General features: G+C 45.2%; 28 protein-coding genes. All 28 read left to right on the forward strand.

Annotated elements, in window-relative coordinates; translation table 11 throughout:
* Nucleotides 1-474: 474 nt before the first annotated feature.
* A complete protein-coding gene (gene rpsJ, locus FTW16_RS21260; protein WP_004736761.1) occupies nucleotides 475-786 on the forward strand; it encodes a 30S ribosomal protein S10 in 312 nt (103 codons plus the stop codon).
* 14 nt (nucleotides 787-800) lie between these two features.
* Nucleotides 801-1,430 carry a 50S ribosomal protein L3 gene (gene rplC, locus FTW16_RS21265; RefSeq protein WP_004736763.1) on the forward strand — a complete coding sequence of 210 codons (630 nt, stop codon included), beginning with the start codon at nucleotides 801-803 and terminating at the stop codon, nucleotides 1,428-1,430.
* A gap of 16 nt (nucleotides 1,431-1,446) precedes the next feature.
* Nucleotides 1,447-2,049: a 50S ribosomal protein L4 gene (gene rplD, locus FTW16_RS21270; RefSeq protein ID WP_004738803.1), complete on the forward strand. Its 603-nt coding sequence runs from the start codon at nucleotides 1,447-1,449 to the stop codon at nucleotides 2,047-2,049.
* Complete coding sequence (gene rplW, locus FTW16_RS21275; protein WP_004736765.1) at nucleotides 2,046-2,348, forward strand: 50S ribosomal protein L23; 303 nt, start codon at nucleotides 2,046-2,048, stop codon at nucleotides 2,346-2,348. Before rplD ends, rplW begins: the two co-directional genes overlap by 4 nt.
* A gap of 14 nt (nucleotides 2,349-2,362) precedes the next feature.
* Nucleotides 2,363-3,187: a 50S ribosomal protein L2 gene (gene rplB / locus FTW16_RS21280; RefSeq protein ID WP_010435149.1), complete on the forward strand. Its 825-nt coding sequence runs from the start codon at nucleotides 2,363-2,365 to the stop codon at nucleotides 3,185-3,187.
* A gap of 19 nt (nucleotides 3,188-3,206) precedes the next feature.
* A complete protein-coding gene (gene rpsS, locus FTW16_RS21285) occupies nucleotides 3,207-3,485 on the forward strand; it encodes a 30S ribosomal protein S19 (RefSeq protein ID WP_004736729.1) in 279 nt (92 codons plus the stop codon).
* Nucleotides 3,486-3,495: 10 nt separating this feature from the next.
* Nucleotides 3,496-3,828, forward strand: a complete 333-nt coding sequence (gene rplV, locus FTW16_RS21290) for a 50S ribosomal protein L22 (protein WP_004736732.1) — start codon at nucleotides 3,496-3,498, stop codon at nucleotides 3,826-3,828.
* A gap of 18 nt (nucleotides 3,829-3,846) precedes the next feature.
* Nucleotides 3,847-4,545 (forward strand): 30S ribosomal protein S3, encoded by a 699-nt coding sequence (rpsC, locus tag FTW16_RS21295; RefSeq protein WP_004736734.1) that lies wholly within the window; start codon nucleotides 3,847-3,849, stop codon nucleotides 4,543-4,545.
* A gap of 11 nt (nucleotides 4,546-4,556) precedes the next feature.
* Nucleotides 4,557-4,967 carry a 50S ribosomal protein L16 gene (gene rplP, locus FTW16_RS21300; RefSeq protein ID WP_004736736.1) on the forward strand — a complete coding sequence of 137 codons (411 nt, stop codon included), beginning with the start codon at nucleotides 4,557-4,559 and terminating at the stop codon, nucleotides 4,965-4,967.
* Entirely contained in the window at nucleotides 4,967-5,158 is a 192-nt protein-coding gene (gene rpmC, locus FTW16_RS21305) for a 50S ribosomal protein L29 (protein ID WP_004736737.1), read from the forward strand. The genes rplP and rpmC overlap by 1 nt, the downstream gene beginning before the upstream one ends.
* Nucleotides 5,158-5,412: a 30S ribosomal protein S17 gene (gene rpsQ / locus FTW16_RS21310; protein WP_004736739.1), complete on the forward strand. Its 255-nt coding sequence runs from the start codon at nucleotides 5,158-5,160 to the stop codon at nucleotides 5,410-5,412. The genes rpmC and rpsQ overlap by 1 nt, the downstream gene beginning before the upstream one ends.
* A 162-nt stretch (nucleotides 5,413-5,574) precedes the next feature.
* Nucleotides 5,575-5,946 (forward strand): 50S ribosomal protein L14, encoded by a 372-nt coding sequence (rplN, locus tag FTW16_RS21315; protein ID WP_004736740.1) that lies wholly within the window; start codon nucleotides 5,575-5,577, stop codon nucleotides 5,944-5,946.
* 11 nt (nucleotides 5,947-5,957) lie between these two features.
* Complete coding sequence (rplX, locus tag FTW16_RS21320; RefSeq protein WP_004738792.1) at nucleotides 5,958-6,275, forward strand: 50S ribosomal protein L24; 318 nt, start codon at nucleotides 5,958-5,960, stop codon at nucleotides 6,273-6,275.
* A gap of 24 nt (nucleotides 6,276-6,299) precedes the next feature.
* Nucleotides 6,300-6,839, forward strand: coding sequence for a 50S ribosomal protein L5 (gene rplE, locus FTW16_RS21325; RefSeq protein WP_004738790.1), 540 nt, complete (start codon nucleotides 6,300-6,302; stop codon nucleotides 6,837-6,839).
* A gap of 16 nt (nucleotides 6,840-6,855) precedes the next feature.
* Complete coding sequence (gene rpsN / locus FTW16_RS21330) at nucleotides 6,856-7,161, forward strand: 30S ribosomal protein S14 (protein WP_004738789.1); 306 nt, start codon at nucleotides 6,856-6,858, stop codon at nucleotides 7,159-7,161.
* Between the two features lie 29 nt (nucleotides 7,162-7,190).
* On the forward strand, nucleotides 7,191-7,583 hold the full coding sequence (rpsH, locus tag FTW16_RS21335; RefSeq protein ID WP_017061309.1) for a 30S ribosomal protein S8: 393 nt from the start codon (nucleotides 7,191-7,193) through the stop codon (nucleotides 7,581-7,583).
* A gap of 10 nt (nucleotides 7,584-7,593) precedes the next feature.
* Nucleotides 7,594-8,127, forward strand: a complete 534-nt coding sequence (gene rplF, locus FTW16_RS21340; RefSeq protein WP_017061308.1) for a 50S ribosomal protein L6 — start codon at nucleotides 7,594-7,596, stop codon at nucleotides 8,125-8,127.
* Nucleotides 8,128-8,136: 9 nt separating this feature from the next.
* Nucleotides 8,137-8,490 carry a 50S ribosomal protein L18 gene (gene rplR, locus FTW16_RS21345; RefSeq protein WP_004738784.1) on the forward strand — a complete coding sequence of 118 codons (354 nt, stop codon included), beginning with the start codon at nucleotides 8,137-8,139 and terminating at the stop codon, nucleotides 8,488-8,490.
* A gap of 14 nt (nucleotides 8,491-8,504) precedes the next feature.
* Entirely contained in the window at nucleotides 8,505-9,005 is a 501-nt protein-coding gene (gene rpsE, locus FTW16_RS21350; protein WP_017061307.1) for a 30S ribosomal protein S5, read from the forward strand.
* A 7-nt stretch (nucleotides 9,006-9,012) separates the two neighbouring features.
* The gene (gene rpmD, locus FTW16_RS21355; RefSeq protein ID WP_004736756.1) at nucleotides 9,013-9,189 is read left to right on the forward strand and encodes a 50S ribosomal protein L30; all 177 of its coding nucleotides are present in this window, start codon (nucleotides 9,013-9,015) and stop codon (nucleotides 9,187-9,189) included.
* 5 nt (nucleotides 9,190-9,194) lie between these two features.
* Nucleotides 9,195-9,629 (forward strand): 50S ribosomal protein L15, encoded by a 435-nt coding sequence (rplO, locus tag FTW16_RS21360; RefSeq protein ID WP_004736758.1) that lies wholly within the window; start codon nucleotides 9,195-9,197, stop codon nucleotides 9,627-9,629.
* 20 nt (nucleotides 9,630-9,649) lie between these two features.
* Nucleotides 9,650-10,984 carry a preprotein translocase subunit SecY gene (gene secY / locus FTW16_RS21365; protein ID WP_004738781.1) on the forward strand — a complete coding sequence of 445 codons (1,335 nt, stop codon included), beginning with the start codon at nucleotides 9,650-9,652 and terminating at the stop codon, nucleotides 10,982-10,984.
* Between the two features lie 41 nt (nucleotides 10,985-11,025).
* A complete protein-coding gene (rpmJ, locus tag FTW16_RS21370) occupies nucleotides 11,026-11,139 on the forward strand; it encodes a 50S ribosomal protein L36 (RefSeq protein ID WP_000868186.1) in 114 nt (37 codons plus the stop codon).
* 148 nt (nucleotides 11,140-11,287) lie between these two features.
* A complete protein-coding gene (rpsM, locus tag FTW16_RS21375) occupies nucleotides 11,288-11,644 on the forward strand; it encodes a 30S ribosomal protein S13 (protein ID WP_004738779.1) in 357 nt (118 codons plus the stop codon).
* Nucleotides 11,645-11,663: 19 nt separating this feature from the next.
* The gene (rpsK, locus tag FTW16_RS21380) at nucleotides 11,664-12,053 is read left to right on the forward strand and encodes a 30S ribosomal protein S11 (RefSeq protein ID WP_004738778.1); all 390 of its coding nucleotides are present in this window, start codon (nucleotides 11,664-11,666) and stop codon (nucleotides 12,051-12,053) included.
* 31 nt (nucleotides 12,054-12,084) lie between these two features.
* The gene (rpsD, locus tag FTW16_RS21385) at nucleotides 12,085-12,705 is read left to right on the forward strand and encodes a 30S ribosomal protein S4 (RefSeq protein ID WP_004738777.1); all 621 of its coding nucleotides are present in this window, start codon (nucleotides 12,085-12,087) and stop codon (nucleotides 12,703-12,705) included.
* 22 nt (nucleotides 12,706-12,727) lie between these two features.
* Entirely contained in the window at nucleotides 12,728-13,720 is a 993-nt protein-coding gene (locus tag FTW16_RS21390) for a DNA-directed RNA polymerase subunit alpha (RefSeq protein WP_004729813.1), read from the forward strand.
* Between the two features lie 24 nt (nucleotides 13,721-13,744).
* On the forward strand, nucleotides 13,745-14,125 hold the full coding sequence (gene rplQ / locus FTW16_RS21395) for a 50S ribosomal protein L17 (protein WP_004729812.1): 381 nt from the start codon (nucleotides 13,745-13,747) through the stop codon (nucleotides 14,123-14,125).
* Nucleotides 14,126-14,333 lie beyond the last annotated feature (208 nt).

The following is a 14,333-nucleotide window of genomic DNA, read 5'->3' on the forward strand; positions in this document are numbered from 1 at the left end:
TGGTGTTGTAGCTAAAATCTTCGCTTAATAGCATTTAGATTTTTGCACACTCTTCATTAGAAGAGCACGCATCTGAAAAGGGGAGCTTCGGCTTCCCTTTTGTTTTCTCGAAAGAAATATTACCTTCCATCTATCTTCTTCCCTCTCGATACAAAACCAACTTCCAATAAATTCCGATTATTTTTCCAACACTACTTGCATACTAAAGTGTGATCTGTATAATGCATCGCACTGGCTAACGCTGGTTGTGAACCAATGAGCACTGAGGAGTAGGTCTTACCTAGTAATGTATACTCAGCTTATGTTCGCGGTTAATAAAAATAGTAAACTTTTTGTTTGCTTCAAAAGTTAACTGACAATGCGTCCTAATTTTGGATGCTACGGTTTCACATAAATCAATCGGCATTCTCTCGTTTTATCGGGCTTGAGTGGCGATATTGTTTGTGTAATTTTTAATAATTGGAGCTCTGTCTCATGCAGAACCAACGTATTCGTATCCGCCTTAAAGCGTTTGATTACAAGCTAATCGATGCTTCAACTGCGGAAATCGTTGAAACAGCAAAACGTACTGGCGCACAGGTTCGTGGTCCTATTCCACTTCCTACTCGTAAAGAGCGTTTCACTGTTCTTACCTCTCCACACGTCAACAAAGATGCACGTGATCAGTACGAAATCCGTACTCACAAGCGTTTGATCGACATCGTTGAGCCAACAGATAAAACTGTTGATGCTCTAATGCGTCTTGATCTTGCAGCTGGCGTTGATGTTCAAATCAGCCTAGGTTAAGGGAGATAAGAATAATGATTGGTCTAGTCGGACGTAAAGTGGGTATGACCCGCGTATTTACTGAAGAAGGCGTTTCTATCCCAGTAACTGTTGTTGAGGTTGAAGCGAACCGTATTTCTCAAGTTAAAACTCTTGAGACAGACGGCTACGCAGCAATCCAAGTAACTACTGGTGCTAAGAAAGCTAACCGTGTAACTAAACCTGAAGCTGGTCACTTCGCGAAAGCGGGTGTAGAAGCAGGTCGCGGTCTTTGGGAATTCCGTTTAGAAAACGGCGAAGAGTTTGAAGTTGGCGCTGAGCTAAACGTAGAACTTTTCAACGAAATTAAAAAAGTAGACGTTACTGGTACATCTAAAGGTAAAGGCTTCCAAGGCGCTATCAAGCGTTGGAACTTCTCTACTCAAGATATGACTCACGGTAACTCTTTGTCTCACCGCGCACCGGGTTCAATTGGCCAATGTCAAACTCCAGGCCGCGTGTTTAAAGGCAAGAAAATGGCAGGTCACATGGGTGCTGAGCGTGTAACGACTCAAAACCTAGAGATCGTACGTGTTGACGCTGAGCGCAATCTACTCCTTATTAAAGGTGCAGTACCGGGCTCAACAGGCGGAAACGTGATCGTAAAACCTGCTGTTAAAGCATAACGTCTAGGAGTAAGTAATGGAATTGATGGTTAAAGGTGCTGATGCACTAACTGTTTCCGAGACTACTTTCGGACGTGACTTCAACGAAGCTCTTGTACACCAAGTAGTTGTTGCATATGCAGCAGGTGCTCGTCAAGGTACTCGTGCTCAAAAGACTCGTTCTGAAGTATCTGGCGGTGGCGCTAAGCCATGGCGTCAAAAAGGTACTGGCCGCGCACGTGCTGGTACAATTCGTAGCCCAATCTGGCGTACAGGTGGTGTTACTTTTGCTGCGAAACCACAAGATCACAGCCAAAAAGTAAACAAAAAAATGTACCGCGGTGCTATGAAGAGCATTCTTTCTGAGCTAGTTCGTCAAGAGCGTTTAATCGTTGTTGATAACTTCTCTGTAGAAGCACCAAAAACAAAAGAACTTGTAGCTAAGCTTAAAGAGCTTGAGCTAAGCGACGTTCTGATTGTGACTGGCGAAGTAGATGAAAATCTATTCTTAGCTGCTCGTAACCTATACAAAGTAGATGCACGTGATGTTGCTGGTGTTGATCCAGTATCACTAATCGCTTTCGACAAGGTTCTAATGACTGCTGACGCAGTTAAGCAAGTTGAGGAGATGCTAGCATGATCACTGAAGAGCGTATCTTAAAAGTTCTACGTGCTCCGCACATCTCTGAAAAAGCAACTATGGCAGCTGAGAAAGCGAACACTATCGTTTTCAAAGTAGCTAAAGATGCAACTAAGAAAGAGATCAAAGCAGCTGTAGAAAAGCTATTTGAAGTTGAAGTTAAGTCTGTAAATACTCTTGTATTAAAGGGTAAGACCAAACGTCAAGGTATGCGTGAAGGCCGTCGTTCAGACGTGAAAAAAGCCTACGTTACTTTGAAAGAAGGTCAAGATCTTGACTTCGTTGGCGGCGCGGAATAACAGGAGTAGTAAAAATGGCTATTGTTAAATGTAAGCCGACTTCCCCTGGTCGTCGTCACGTCGTTAAAGTTGTTAACGCTGACCTACACAAGGGTAAGCCATACGCACCACTTCTAGAGAAAAACTCTAAGAACGGTGGTCGTAACAACAACGGTCGTATTACAGTACGTCACATCGGTGGTGGTCATAAGCACCATTACCGTGTAATTGACTTCAAACGTACTAAAGATGGCATCCCAGCGAAAGTTGAGCGTCTAGAATACGATCCAAACCGTAGTGCTAACATCGCTCTAGTTCTGTACGCAGACGGTGAGCGTCGTTACATCATTGCACCTAAAGGTGTTAACGCAGGCGACCAGATTCAATCTGGCGTAGATGCTGCAATCAAAGCAGGTAACACTCTGCCGATGCGCAACATCCCAGTAGGTTCTACTGTACACTGTGTTGAACTTAAGCCTGGTAAAGGTGCTCAACTAGCTCGTTCGGCTGGTGCTTATGCTCAAATCATCGCTCGCGATGGTGCATACGTAACTATCCGTCTACGTTCTGGTGAGATGCGCAAAGTACTTTCTGAAGGTCGTGCAACGATCGGTGAAGTTGGTAACTCTGAGCATATGCTACGTGAACTTGGTAAAGCTGGTGCTTCACGCTGGCGCGGCGTACGTCCAACCGTACGTGGTGTAGTAATGAACCCGGTGGATCACCCACATGGTGGTGGTGAAGGCCGCACATCTGGTGGTCGTCACCCAGTTTCTCCTTGGGGCGTTCCTACTAAGGGCTTCAAGACTCGTAAGAACAAGCGCACTGACAAGTACATCGTACGTCGTCGCACTAAATAATTTATAAAGAGGAATCGCCATGCCACGTTCTCTCAAGAAAGGTCCTTTTATTGACCTACACTTGCTGAAGAAGGTAGAGAAAGCGGTGGAAAGCGGAGACAAAAAGCCTATTAAGACTTGGTCCCGTCGCTCAATGATCATCCCAACAATGATTGGTTTGACCATCGCTGTCCATAATGGTCGTCAGCACGTTCCAGTTTTCGTTACCGAAGAAATGATCGGTCACAAACTGGGCGAATTTGCACCAACTCGTACTTATCGCGGTCATGCTGCAGATAAGAAAGCTAAGAAGAAATAAGGAGTAGATGATGGAAGCTTTAGCTAAACATAACTTTGCTCGTATTTCTCCACAGAAAGCTCGCTTAGTTGCAGACCAAATTCGCGGTAAGTCGGTAGACCAAGCTCTAGAAATTCTAACTTTCAGCAACAAAAAAGCTGCTGTATTAGTTAAGAAGGTTCTTGAGTCAGCTATCGCTAACGCGGAACATAACGAAGGTGCAGATATCGACGATCTAAATGTCGCTAAAATCTTCGTAGATGAGGGCCCTATCATGAAGCGTATTATGCCTCGTGCTAAAGGTCGTGCGGATCGTATCTTGAAGCGTTCAAGCCACATCACTATTGTTGTAGCAGATCGCTAAAGACTAGGAGAGTAAGCAATGGGTCAGAAAGTACATCCTAATGGTATTCGTCTTGGCATCGTTAAGCCTTGGAATGCTACATGGTTTGCTAATACCAACGAATTCGCTGACAACCTAGACGGCGACTTCAAGGTACGTCAGTTCCTTACAAAGGAACTACAAAAAGCATCATTATCTCGTATCGTTATCGAGCGTCCAGCTAAGAGCATCCGTGTGACTATTCACACAGCTCGTCCTGGCGTTGTTATCGGTAAGAAAGGTGAAGACGTAGAGAAGCTACGCGCAGCTGTAGCTAAAATCGCAGGTGTACCAGCGCAAATTAACATCGCTGAAGTACGTAAGCCTGAGCTAGATGGTCAGCTTGTAGCTGATAGCATCGCGTCTCAACTAGAGCGTCGTGTTATGTTCCGTCGTGCAATGAAGCGTGCGGTACAAAATGCTATGCGTCTAGGCGCTAAAGGCATCAAAGTACAAGTAGGCGGCCGTCTTGGCGGTGCTGAAATCGCACGTTCTGAGTGGTACCGTGAAGGCCGTGTGCCTCTACACACTCTACGTGCAGACATTGATTACGCAACTTCTTCGGCTCACACTCAATACGGTGTGATCGGCATTAAAGTTTGGATCTTCAAAGGTGAGATTCTAGGCGGTATGCCAGCTGCTAACGCAGTAGAGCCAAAAGGCGATAAGCCTAAGAAGCAGCGTAAAGGCCGTAAGTAAGGAGTCGAACGATGCTACAACCAAAACGTACTAAGTTCCGCAAGGTTATGACTGGTCGTAACCGTGGTCTAGCTAAAGGTACTGAAGTAAGCTTCGGCGAATTCGGTCTTAAAGCTGTTGGCCGTGGTCGTCTGACTGCACGTCAAATCGAAGCGGCACGTCGTGCTATGACACGTCACATTAAGCGTCAAGGTCAAATCTGGATCCGTGTATTCCCAGACAAGCCGATTACTGAAAAGCCTCTTGAAGTTCGTCAAGGTAAAGGTAAAGGTTCAGTTGCGTACTGGGTTGCTCAAATCCAACCAGGCAAAGTTATGTACGAGATGAATGGCGTACCTGAAGAGTTGGCACGTGAAGCGTTCCGCCTAGCGGCACGTAAACTGCCTGTTAAAACTACTTTTGTAACTAAGCAGGTGATGTGATGAAAGCACAAGATCTACGCGAAAAGAACGTTGAAGAGCTTAACGCTGAGCTATTGAATTTGCTACGTGAACAGTTCAACTTGCGCATGCAAGCTGCAACTGGTCAACTACAGCAAACTCATACTCTAAAAGCTGTACGCCGTGACATCGCACGTGTGAAAACTGTTTTGACTGAAAAGGCAGGCGCATAATGAGCGAAACTAACCGCATCCAGCAAGGCCGTGTAGTAAGCGACAAGATGGACAAGTCTATCGTTGTTGCTATTGAACGCACTGTAAAACACCCAATTTACGGTAAGTTCATCAAACGCACGACTAAAGTACACGCACACGACGAAGACAACACTTGTGGCCTAGGCGACAAAGTTGAAATCGCTGAGTGTCGTCCTCTGTCTAAGACTAAGTCTTGGACATTGGTTAAAGTTCTAGAAAAAGCGAAGATTTAATCTTTGTAATTCTATAACTTATAAGCGGCTCCAAATAATTTTTTGGAGCCGCTTGTTTTTTGTCTACCCAATTTAAAAAAAGGGTGGTACAATTCGCGTCCCTTTTAAAGAGGCAGCCCGACCCGAGAGGGTCTAGTTTTAATATTTAGCGGAGCACTAACAATGATCCAGATGCAAAGTACACTTGACGCAGCAGATAACTCTGGCGCGCGCAAGGTAATGTGTATTAAGGTTCTGGGTGGCTCTCACCGCCGTTATGCACATATCGGTGACGTCATCAAGGTTACAGTGAAGGAAGCGATTCCTCGCGGTAAAGTAAAGAAAGGTGATGTTCTGAAGGCGGTAGTAGTGCGCACCCGTAAAGGCGTTCGTCGCCCAGACGGTTCTGTCATTCGCTTCGACAGTAATGCTTGTGTATTGTTAAATGACACTACTGAGCAACCAGTCGGCACACGTATCTTTGGTCCTGTGACTCGTGAACTTCGTAACGCGAAATTCATGAAGATTGTATCACTAGCACCTGAAGTTCTGTAAGGAGCGGCAATATGGCAGCTAAAATCCGTCGTAATGACGAAGTAATCATTCTTGCTGGTAAAGATAAAGGCAAGAAAGGTAAAGTAACTAAGGTTCTGACAACTGGTAAAGTTATCGTTGAAGGCATCAACCTTGTTAAGAAACACCAAAAGCCGGTTCCGGCTCTAGGTCAACAAGGTGGCATCGTTGAACAAGAAGCAGCTATTGATGCTTCTAACGTTGCTGTTTTTAACGCGGCTACTGGTAAAGCAGACCGTATCGGTTTCCGTATCGAAGATGGCAAGAAAGTTCGTTTCTTCAAATCTAACGGCGAAACTGTTTCTAACTAATTAGAAGTAATTTGGAGTTCTACTATGGCGAAACTGCATGATTACTACAAGTCGTCTGTAGTCGCTGAGCTTACCAAAGAGTTCAGCTACACAAGCGTCATGCAAGTCCCTAGGATTGAGAAAATCACCCTAAACATGGGCGTTGGTGAAGCAATCAACGATAAGAAACTGCTAGAAAACGCAGCAGCTGATATGGCAACGATCTCTGGTCAAAAGCCACTTATCACTAAAGCGCGTAAATCTGTAGCTGGTTTCAAAATTCGTGAAGGCTACCCAATTGGTTGTAAAGTAACCTTGCGTGGTGAGCGCATGTGGGAATTTTTAGAGCGTTTAATCTCTATCGCACTTCCACGTGTACGTGATTTCCGTGGTGTTAGCGCTAAGTCTTTTGACGGTCGCGGTAACTACAGCATGGGCGTTCGCGAGCAAATCATCTTTCCGGAAATCGACTACGATAAAGTCGATCGTGTCCGCGGTCTTGATATTACTATCACGACTTCTGCGGGTTCCGATGAGGAAGGCCGAGCTCTGCTGGCTGCCTTTAACTTCCCATTCCGTAAGTAAGGGTAGGGTTACTGTTATGGCTAAACAATCAATGAAAGCACGTGAAGCTAAACGTGCAAAACTAGTAGCTAAGTTCGCTGAAAAGCGTTCTGCGCTAAAAGTTATCATTAGCGATGTAAACGCATCTGAAGAAGATCGTTGGAATGCGGTTCTTAAACTGCAATCTCTTCCACGTGATTCAAGTGCATCACGTCAGCGCAACCGTTGCAACCAAACTGGTCGTCCACACGGTTACCTACGTAAATTCGGTCTAAGCCGCATTAAGGTTCGTGAAGCTTGCATGAAAGGCGAGATTCCGGGTCTTCGTAAGGCTAGCTGGTAATTGCCACTTAATCATTTGGAGTAAATCTTATGAGCATGCAAGATCCGATTTCGGATATGCTGACCCGAGTTCGTAACGGTCAGGCAGCAAACAAAGTTGCTGTAAAAATGCCTTCTTCAAAGCTTAAAGTTGCAATTGCTGCATTACTTAAAGCTGAAGGTTACATCGTAGACTTCGCTGTTAACAGCGAAGCAAAACCTGAGCTAGAAGTTACTCTTAAGTACTTCCAAGCTAAACCTGTAATCGAGCAAATCAAGCGTGTATCACGTCCTGGTCTAAGAGTTTATAAAAATAAAGACTCTTTACCTACAGTGATGGGTGGTCTTGGTATTGCAGTTGTTTCTACTTCCAAGGGTCTGATGTCTGACCGTGCTGCTCGTAAAGCAGGTCTTGGCGGTGAAATCATCTGTTACGTAGCTTAAGGAGTAGATTATGTCTCGTGTTGCTAAAGCACCTGTCGCTATTCCAGCTGGCGTAGAGGTGAAACTAAACGGCCAAGAAGTTACTGTAAAAGGTAGCAAAGGTGAGCTTACTCGCGTTCTTAACAGCGCCGTAGTTATTGCACAGGAAGAAACCAACCTAACTTTCGGTCCGAAAGAAGGTGTTACTAACGCATGGGCACAAGCTGGTACAGCTCGCGCTCTAGTTAATAACATGGTTATGGGTGTTACTGAGGGCTTCACTAAGAAGCTAACTCTTAAGGGTGTTGGTTACCGTGCTGCTATGAAAGGCAACTCTGTAGCTCTAACTCTTGGTTTTTCTCACCCAGTAGAGCACGCTCTACCTGAAGGTATTAAAGCTGAGTGCCCTAGCCAAACTGAGATCATCATTACTGGTTGCGATAAGCAAGTAGTAGGTCAAGTTGCGGCTGACATTCGTTCTTACCGTGCTCCTGAGCCTTACAAAGGCAAAGGTGTTCGTTACGCAGATGAAAATGTGCGTACTAAAGAAGCTAAGAAGAAGTAAGGTATCACTATGGATAAGAAAGCATCTCGCATCCGTCGTGCTACACGTGCACGTCGTAAGATTGCAGAACTTGGTGCAACTCGCCTGGTAGTACACCGTACTCCTCGCCATGTTTACGCACAAGTTATCGCGGCAAACGGCTCTGAGGTTATCGCAGCTGCTTCTACTGTAGAAAAAGCGATCCGTGAGCAAGTTAAGAACACTGGTAACGTTGATGCAGCTAAAGCAGTTGGTAAAGCTGTTGCTGAGCGCGCTCTTGAAAAAGGCGTAGCTTCAGTTGCATTTGATCGTTCTGGTTTCCAATACCACGGTCGAGTAGCGGCGCTAGCAGAATCTGCTCGCGAAGCTGGTCTGAAATTCTAAGGTAGGGTTGGAAGATGGCTAAAGAACAACAACAAGCTAATGATTTGCAAGAAAAGCTGATCGCAGTTAACCGTGTATCTAAGACGGTTAAAGGTGGTCGAATCATGAGCTTTACTGCACTAACAGTAGTTGGTGACGGTAACGGTCGCGTAGGTTTCGGTTACGGCAAAGCTCGTGAAGTACCTGCTGCGATTCAAAAAGCAATGGAAAAAGCGCGCCGTAACATGGTTACAGTATCGCTTAACGAAGGCACTCTTCACCACCCGGTGAAAGGTCGTCATTCGGGCTCTAAAGTTTACATGCAGCCAGCTGCAGAAGGTACAGGTGTTATTGCCGGTGGTGCAATGCGTGCTGTACTTGAAGTTGCGGGCGTACATAACGTACTTTCTAAAGCATACGGTTCAACGAACCCGATCAACATCGTTCGTGCAACGATTGGTGCTCTAGTAGACGTTAAGTCACCAGAAATGGTTGCTGCTAAACGTGGTCTAACTGTTGAATCTATTTCGGAGTAAGCACACGATGGCAACTATTAAAGTAACTCAAACTAAAAGCTCAATTGGTCGCCTACCTAAGCACAAAGCGTGTCTTAAAGGTCTAGGTCTTCGTCGCATCAACCATACAGTAGAACTTGAAGATACTCCGTGCGTACGCGGTATGATCAACAAGGTTTACTACATGGTTAAGATTGAGGAGTAATCAGAATGCGTTTGAATACTCTATCACCGGCTGCTGGCTCTAAACCTTCTAAGAAGCGTGTAGGTCGTGGTATCGGTTCTGGCCTTGGTAAAACAGGTGGCCGCGGTCACAAAGGTCAAAAGTCACGTTCTGGCGGCTCTGTTCGTCCAGGTTTTGAAGGCGGTCAAATGCCTCTAAAACAACGTCTACCTAAATTCGGTTTCACTTCTCGTAAGAGCCTAGTGTCTGCTGAAGTTCGCCTAGCTGAGCTAGCGAAAGTAACAGGTGACGTAGTTGATCTTAACAGCCTTAAAGCTGCTAACGTTATCACTAAGAACATCGAATTTGTTAAGATCGTTCTTTCTGGTGACCTAAGCAAAGCTGTGACTGTTAAAGGTCTACGCGTGACTAAAGGCGCTAAAGCTGCAATCGAAGCTGCAGGCGGTAAAATCGAGGAATAATCTCGAGGAACGAGGTACAGATGGCTAAGAAACCAGGACAAGATTTTCGTAGTGCTCAGAGCGGCTTAAGTGAACTAAAGTCGCGCTTATTATTCGTAATTGGTGCACTTTTAGTATTCCGAGCCGGCTCTTTTGTGCCGATCCCTGGTATTGACGCAGCTGTACTTGCCGATTTGTTCGATCAGCAAAAAGGTACCATCGTTGAAATGTTTAACATGTTCTCCGGTGGTGCTCTTGAGCGTGCATCTATATTAGCATTGGGTATCATGCCGTACATTTCGGCATCGATCGTAGTCCAATTGCTAACTGTAGTTCATCCAGCGTTAGCGGAACTCAAGAAAGAGGGTGAAGCAGGCCGTCGTAAGATAAGCCAATATACACGCTACGGCACGCTTGTACTTGCAACATTCCAAGCTATTGGTATCGCAACAGGCTTACCAAACATGGTCGACAATCTGGTTGTTATCAACCAAACCATGTTTACGCTTATTGCTACCGTGAGTTTAGTAACTGGTACCATGTTCTTAATGTGGTTAGGTGAACAAATCACTGAGCGAGGAATCGGTAATGGTATTTCCATTCTGATTTTTGCAGGTATTGTTGCTGGATTGCCTTCTGCAATCGGTCAAACAATCGAGCAAGCGCGTCAAGGTGAATTGCATGTGCTTCTTCTGCTGTTGATTGCTGTATTGTCTTTTGCTGTTATTTACTTCGTAGTTTTCATGGAACGTGGTCAACGCCGTATCGTCGTTAACTATGCGAAACGTCAACAAGGTCGTAAAGTTTTTGCAGCACAAAGCTCTCATTTGCCTCTTAAGATTAATATGGCAGGTGTTATTCCAGCGATTTTCGCATCAAGTATTATTTTGTTCCCAGGAACATTAGCGCAGTGGTTTGGTCAAAATGGTGAAAGCAGCGCGTTCGGTTGGTTAACTGACGTGTCATTAGCTCTTAGCCCAGGTCAACCTTTGTATGTAATGCTTTATGCAGCAGCTATCATCTTCTTCTGTTTCTTCTATACAGCGTTGGTGTTTAACCCACGTGAAACAGCTGATAACTTGAAGAAGTCTGGTGCATTCGTACCCGGTATCCGCCCAGGTGAGCAGACAGCGAAATATATCGATAAAGTGATGACTAGACTAACCCTTGCGGGCGCTCTATACATTACTTTTATATGTCTGATTCCTGAATTCATGATGGTCGCGTGGAACGTTCGTTTCTACTTCGGCGGCACATCACTACTAATCGTAGTGGTAGTTATCATGGATTTCATGGCACAGGTACAGACTCATCTGATGTCACAACAGTATGATTCTGTGTTAAAGAAAGCGAATCTGAAAGGTTACGGCCGTTAATTCGGTGGTAATTATTTCGATTCCATTTACGGAGTTTAGCAATGAAAGTTCGTGCTTCCGTTAAAAAAATCTGCCGTAACTGTAAAGTTATCAAGCGTAACGGTGTCGTTCGCGTGATTTGCAGTGAGCCAAAGCATAAGCAACGCCAAGGCTAATTAGCAGAAATTTTTACTTGAAATACAAGGTAGAGTCGAGTATATTCCTCGGCCTACCTTTTGCGTGCAAAAGAAGTAGTATGCCGCAGCGTATCCATAACGGGCTTTGCTGCGGATAATTCTTTTATGAACCCCTTAGGAGTGAATAATGGCCCGTATAGCCGGCATTAACATTCCTGATCATAAGCATTCTGTAATTGCACTTACTGCAATCTACGGTATCGGTAAAACTCGCTCTCAAGCTATTCTAGCTGAAGTGGGTATTGCTGAAGATGCTAAGATCAGTGAACTAACTGAAGAGCAGATCGATCAACTGCGTGATGGTGTAGCTAAGTACACTGTAGAAGGTGATCTACGTCGTGAAGTATCGATGAACATCAAGCGTCTTATGGACCTTGGCTGTTACCGCGGTCTTCGTCATCGTCGCAGTCTACCACTACGTGGACAGCGTACTAAAACCAACGCTCGCACCCGTAAGGGTCCGCGCAAGCCGATCAAGAAATAGTCGGATAAGGTAGAGTACAATGGCAAAACAACCAACTCGCGCGCGTAAGCGCGTACGCAAGCAAGTAGCTGATGGCGTAGCGCACATTCATGCTTCTTTCAACAACACAATCGTAACTATCACTGACCGTCAAGGCAACGCTCTTGCATGGGCTACAGCAGGTGGTTCAGGTTTCCGTGGTTCTCGTAAATCTACTCCGTTCGCAGCACAAGTTGCAGCTGAGCGTTGTGGTGAAATGGCTAAAGAATATGGCCTAAAGAACTTGGAAGTTATGGTTAAGGGTCCAGGTCCAGGTCGCGAATCTACTGTTCGTGCACTGAACGCTGCTGGTTTCCGTATCACTAACATTGTTGATGCGACACCAATCCCTCATAACGGTTGTCGTCCACCTAAGAAACGTCGCGTTTAAGTTTCGTTTCTAGGAATATTGGAGAAAGATCATGGCAAGATATTTGGGTCCTAAGCTGAAGCTTAGCCGTCGCGAAGGTACTGACTTATTCCTTAAGTCTGGTGTCCGTGCGATCGATACCAAGTGTAAAATTGATAACGCACCAGGTGTACACGGCGCTCGTCGCGGTCGTCTATCTGAGTATGGCGTTCAGCTTCGTGAGAAGCAAAAAGTTCGTCGTATCTACGGCGTTCTAGAAAAACAATTCCGCAACTACTACAAAGAAGCTGCACGTCTTAAAGGCAACACAGGTGCAAACCTGCTTCAGCTTCTTGAAGGTCGTCTTGATAACGTAGTTTACCGTATGGGCTTTGGCGCTACTCGTGCTGAATCTCGTCAACTAGTTAGCCACAAGTCTATCCTAGTTAACGGTAAAGTTGTAAACGTTCCTTCTTTCAAAGTAGCGGCAAACGACGTTGTTTCTATCCGCGAGAAAGCTAAACAGCAATCTCGTATTAAAGCGGCTCTAGAAGTTGCTGAACAACGTGAAAAGCCAACTTGGATTGAAGTAGATGCTGGCAAAATGGAAGGTACATTCAAGCGTATGCCTGAGCGTTCTGACCTATCAGCTGACATCAATGAACACTTGATCGTCGAACTTTACTCTAAGTAAGGTTAAAAAAAGAGAGGACACAATGCAGGGTTCTGTAACAGAATTTCTTAAGCCGCGTCTTGTTGACATTGAACAGATCAATACGACACACGCGAAAGTAACTCTTGAGCCATTAGAGCGCGGTTTCGGCCACACTCTAGGTAATGCTCTTCGCCGCATTCTTCTATCTTCTATGCCGGGTTGTGCCGTAACAGAAGTTGAAATCGAAGGTGTGCTACACGAATACAGCACTAAAGAAGGCGTTCAGGAAGATATCCTGGAAATCCTTCTAAACCTTAAAGGTTTGGCTGTACGCGTTGCTGAAGGCAAAGATGAAGTGTTTATTACACTGAACAAATCAGGCTCAGGCCCTGTTGTTGCAGGTGACATCACCCACGATGGTGATGTAGAGATCGCTAACCCTGAGCACGTAATTTGTCACCTAACGGATGACAATGCTGAGATCGCTATGCGTATCAAAGTAGAACGTGGTCGTGGTTACGTTCCAGCTTCAGCTCGTATCCATACTGAAGAAGATGAGCGTCCTATCGGTCGTCTACTAGTTGACGCTACTTACAGCCCGGTTGATAAAATCGCTTACGCTGTAGAAGCGGCACGTGTAGAACAACGTACCGATTTAGACAAGCTTGTTATCGATATGGAAACGAACGGTACTCTAGAACCTGAGGAAGCAATCCGCCGTGCAGCTACTATTTTAGCTGAACAACTGGATGCGTTCGTAGATCTTCGTGATGTACGTGTACCTGAGGAGAAGGAAGAGAAGCCAGAATTCGATCCTATCCTACTACGTCCTGTAGACGATCTTGAACTAACAGTTCGCTCTGCTAACTGTTTGAAAGCAGAAGCGATTCACTACATCGGTGATCTTGTACAGCGCACTGAGGTTGAGCTACTTAAAACGCCAAACCTTGGTAAGAAATCTCTTACAGAGATTAAAGATGTGCTTGCTTCACGTGGTCTGTCTCTAGGCATGCGTCTAGAAAACTGGCCACCAGCGTCAATCGCTGAAGATTAATCGAAAAGTTAGAAGGATTAGGTCATGCGCCATCGTAAAAGTGGTCGTCAACTCAACCGCAACAGCAGTCATCGCAAAGCGATGTTCAGCAACATGGCTAGCTCTCTTGTTCGTCACGAAGTTATTAAAACTACCGTGCCTAAAGCAAAAGAACTACGTCGCGTAATTGAGCCATTGATTACCCTAGCTAAGACAGACAGTGTTGCTAACCGTCGTCTTGCATTTGCTCGCACTCGTGATAACGAAGTTGTGGCAAAACTATTTAATGAACTAGGCCCGCGTTTCGCGGCTCGCCAAGGTGGTTACACTCGCATTCTTAAATGTGGTTTCCGTACTGGTGATAAAGCTCCAATGGCTTACATTGAGCTTGTAGACCGCCCAGCTGCTGAAGAAGCTGCTGAGTAATCTATACTAGGTTCTTAATACAAAAGCCGAGCATTAGCTCGGCTTTTTTGTATCTGTAGAATAAGGAAATCTATACTAAGTAATTGCACCACGATGTTTGGTATTTTTGCTTGTCTTATCTGCTCCATTTTTCAAAAATTGATGTGACCCCATAAAAGTAGACACTTAATACAGAGCATTGAGTGTCATGAAAGTAAAATCACAAAGA

Origin of the sequence: Vibrio sp. T20, from assembly GCF_007858795.1 — a bacterium.
In the GTDB taxonomy this organism is placed as follows: Bacteria; Pseudomonadota; Gammaproteobacteria; order Enterobacterales; family Vibrionaceae; genus Vibrio; species Vibrio satsumensis.

What these genes read in the sequence shown, in the direction of transcription:
- rpsK (WP_004738778.1), top strand. Translation starts at nt 11,664, where the DNA reads ATGGCAAAACAACCAACTCGCGCGCGTAAGCGCGTACGCAAGCAAGTA.
- rpmJ (WP_000868186.1), top strand. Translation starts at nt 11,026, where the DNA reads ATGAAAGTTCGTGCTTCCGTTAAAAAAATCTGCCGTAACTGTAAAGTT.
- FTW16_RS21390 (WP_004729813.1), top strand. Translation starts at nt 12,728, where the DNA reads ATGCAGGGTTCTGTAACAGAATTTCTTAAGCCGCGTCTTGTTGACATT.
- rplC (WP_004736763.1), top strand. Translation starts at nt 801, where the DNA reads ATGATTGGTCTAGTCGGACGTAAAGTGGGTATGACCCGCGTATTTACT.
- rpsJ (WP_004736761.1), top strand. Translation starts at nt 475, where the DNA reads ATGCAGAACCAACGTATTCGTATCCGCCTTAAAGCGTTTGATTACAAG.
- rplW (WP_004736765.1), top strand. Translation starts at nt 2,046, where the DNA reads ATGATCACTGAAGAGCGTATCTTAAAAGTTCTACGTGCTCCGCACATC.
- secY (WP_004738781.1), top strand. Translation starts at nt 9,650, where the DNA reads ATGGCTAAGAAACCAGGACAAGATTTTCGTAGTGCTCAGAGCGGCTTA.
- rplO (WP_004736758.1), top strand. Translation starts at nt 9,195, where the DNA reads ATGCGTTTGAATACTCTATCACCGGCTGCTGGCTCTAAACCTTCTAAG.
- rplQ (WP_004729812.1), top strand. Translation starts at nt 13,745, where the DNA reads ATGCGCCATCGTAAAAGTGGTCGTCAACTCAACCGCAACAGCAGTCAT.
- rplE (WP_004738790.1), top strand. Translation starts at nt 6,300, where the DNA reads ATGGCGAAACTGCATGATTACTACAAGTCGTCTGTAGTCGCTGAGCTT.
- rpsS (WP_004736729.1), top strand. Translation starts at nt 3,207, where the DNA reads ATGCCACGTTCTCTCAAGAAAGGTCCTTTTATTGACCTACACTTGCTG.
- rplF (WP_017061308.1), top strand. Translation starts at nt 7,594, where the DNA reads ATGTCTCGTGTTGCTAAAGCACCTGTCGCTATTCCAGCTGGCGTAGAG.
- rpmD (WP_004736756.1), top strand. Translation starts at nt 9,013, where the DNA reads ATGGCAACTATTAAAGTAACTCAAACTAAAAGCTCAATTGGTCGCCTA.
- rplV (WP_004736732.1), top strand. Translation starts at nt 3,496, where the DNA reads ATGGAAGCTTTAGCTAAACATAACTTTGCTCGTATTTCTCCACAGAAA.
- rplX (WP_004738792.1), top strand. Translation starts at nt 5,958, where the DNA reads ATGGCAGCTAAAATCCGTCGTAATGACGAAGTAATCATTCTTGCTGGT.
- rpsD (WP_004738777.1), top strand. Translation starts at nt 12,085, where the DNA reads ATGGCAAGATATTTGGGTCCTAAGCTGAAGCTTAGCCGTCGCGAAGGT.
- rpsC (WP_004736734.1), top strand. Translation starts at nt 3,847, where the DNA reads ATGGGTCAGAAAGTACATCCTAATGGTATTCGTCTTGGCATCGTTAAG.
- rpmC (WP_004736737.1), top strand. Translation starts at nt 4,967, where the DNA reads ATGAAAGCACAAGATCTACGCGAAAAGAACGTTGAAGAGCTTAACGCT.
- rpsE (WP_017061307.1), top strand. Translation starts at nt 8,505, where the DNA reads ATGGCTAAAGAACAACAACAAGCTAATGATTTGCAAGAAAAGCTGATC.
- rplR (WP_004738784.1), top strand. Translation starts at nt 8,137, where the DNA reads ATGGATAAGAAAGCATCTCGCATCCGTCGTGCTACACGTGCACGTCGT.
- rpsH (WP_017061309.1), top strand. Translation starts at nt 7,191, where the DNA reads ATGAGCATGCAAGATCCGATTTCGGATATGCTGACCCGAGTTCGTAAC.
- rplD (WP_004738803.1), top strand. Translation starts at nt 1,447, where the DNA reads ATGGAATTGATGGTTAAAGGTGCTGATGCACTAACTGTTTCCGAGACT.
- rplB (WP_010435149.1), top strand. Translation starts at nt 2,363, where the DNA reads ATGGCTATTGTTAAATGTAAGCCGACTTCCCCTGGTCGTCGTCACGTC.
- rpsN (WP_004738789.1), top strand. Translation starts at nt 6,856, where the DNA reads ATGGCTAAACAATCAATGAAAGCACGTGAAGCTAAACGTGCAAAACTA.
- rplN (WP_004736740.1), top strand. Translation starts at nt 5,575, where the DNA reads ATGATCCAGATGCAAAGTACACTTGACGCAGCAGATAACTCTGGCGCG.
- rpsQ (WP_004736739.1), top strand. Translation starts at nt 5,158, where the DNA reads ATGAGCGAAACTAACCGCATCCAGCAAGGCCGTGTAGTAAGCGACAAG.
- rplP (WP_004736736.1), top strand. Translation starts at nt 4,557, where the DNA reads ATGCTACAACCAAAACGTACTAAGTTCCGCAAGGTTATGACTGGTCGT.
- rpsM (WP_004738779.1), top strand. Translation starts at nt 11,288, where the DNA reads ATGGCCCGTATAGCCGGCATTAACATTCCTGATCATAAGCATTCTGTA.